At 67.0% G+C, this 1,177-nt stretch carries 2 protein-coding genes; both read right to left on the bottom strand.

Going from position 1 to position 1,177, the window contains the following annotated elements:
* Positions 1–26 precede the first annotated feature (26 nt).
* Positions 27–560, bottom strand: a complete 534-nt coding sequence (locus ACZ6SA_RS49195) for a transposase (RefSeq protein ID WP_347650961.1) — start codon at positions 558–560, stop codon at positions 27–29.
* Positions 557–1,102, bottom strand: coding sequence for a helix-turn-helix domain-containing protein (locus ACZ6SA_RS49190; protein ID WP_465836414.1), 546 nt, complete (start codon positions 1,100–1,102; stop codon positions 557–559). The genes ACZ6SA_RS49195 and ACZ6SA_RS49190 overlap by 4 nt, the downstream gene beginning before the upstream one ends.
* Between the last annotated feature and the right edge of the window lie 75 nt (positions 1,103–1,177).

The following is a 1,177-nucleotide window of genomic DNA, read 5'->3' as shown; positions in this document are numbered from 1 at the left end:
TCTACAGAGATTGAAAGTTCGGGGTGTCATGTCGATCTCGGGTTCGTGATCAGGCCGGTGTGTGCCAGAAAGGCGTCCAGGAGGTCGGGGCGGTACTGCAACTGCTTGAGCCGGCTGCGGATGACCGCGGCGAGATCGTCGAGCGTGCCGGGGGCCAGATTGCCTAGACCCCGTTTCAGGTGCGACCACACGGTCTCTACGGGGTTGAGTTCGGGAGCGTAGGCCGGCAGGTAGAAGACCGTCAGCCACGGGCGCGTGGCGATCAGACTGCGCATCAGGGCGTCGACATGAATGTTGACGTTATCCCAGATCAACACGATCGGCCCGCCGAGCTGCTGGTGGGCGGCGTCCAACAGGCGAGCGTAGTCGCTCTCACTGAACCCTTTGCGTTCATTCTTGCGACGCCGATAGATCCTCATCCGGTAGATCAGCCGGGTCCGCTGCCCCGGCTTGAGGCAGACGAGCCCGGCCAGATTGACCCGTCCAGAGCCCCTGCCCGAGACGGTGACGACGGGGGTGCATCCACGGCGGGACCAGGTGCGGGCCTTGGGTGGCCTCAGCGATTGTCCTGCTTCGTCGGCGAAGCAGATCCACGCGTCCTGGTCCCGCGCCGTGGTTCCGCCAGCGGCCAGGTCTCCTTCACCCAGGTGGCGATCGCCTCGTCGTCGCGCTCGGCAGCGCGGCGCTGGGGGACCTGCGGGCTCCAGCCCATCCGGTGCAGCAGATAGGAGACCCCGCGCGGGGTGTAGGACAGGTGGAACAACCGGCCGACCAGCACCGTGATGCGCGCCAGGGTCCAGCGCTGATCCTCGCTCCACCCCCACACGGCCGGGCCGGCGTCCAGCGCGGCCTCCAGTCGCTCCACCTGCGCAGCGCTGAGCCGGCAGCGCTGCCCACCCGGTCCCTTCGACTCCAGCGCCTCGGCACCTGCCGTGCGCCAGGCCTTGTACCAGACATAAGCCGACTTGCGGGAGACCCGTAACTTCTTGGCCACCGCAGGCGGTGACACACCCGCGGCGAACAACCCGGCAGCCTCCAAGCGGACCTGCTCACGCTTGGCTCGCGCCGCCGGGGTCAGACCACCACCATCCGGATAACGCATCCCACCGGCATACTCCCGAATCCCGCCGTACGCATGCAACCGCGAGGTGACACCTCAGACTTTCAGCCTCTGTAG

The sequence above is a fragment of the Nonomuraea sp. NPDC049378 genome, from assembly GCF_055586745.1.
The sequence above is the reverse complement of the archived record's forward strand: the minus strand, read 5'-3'. Positions and strand labels throughout refer to the sequence as shown.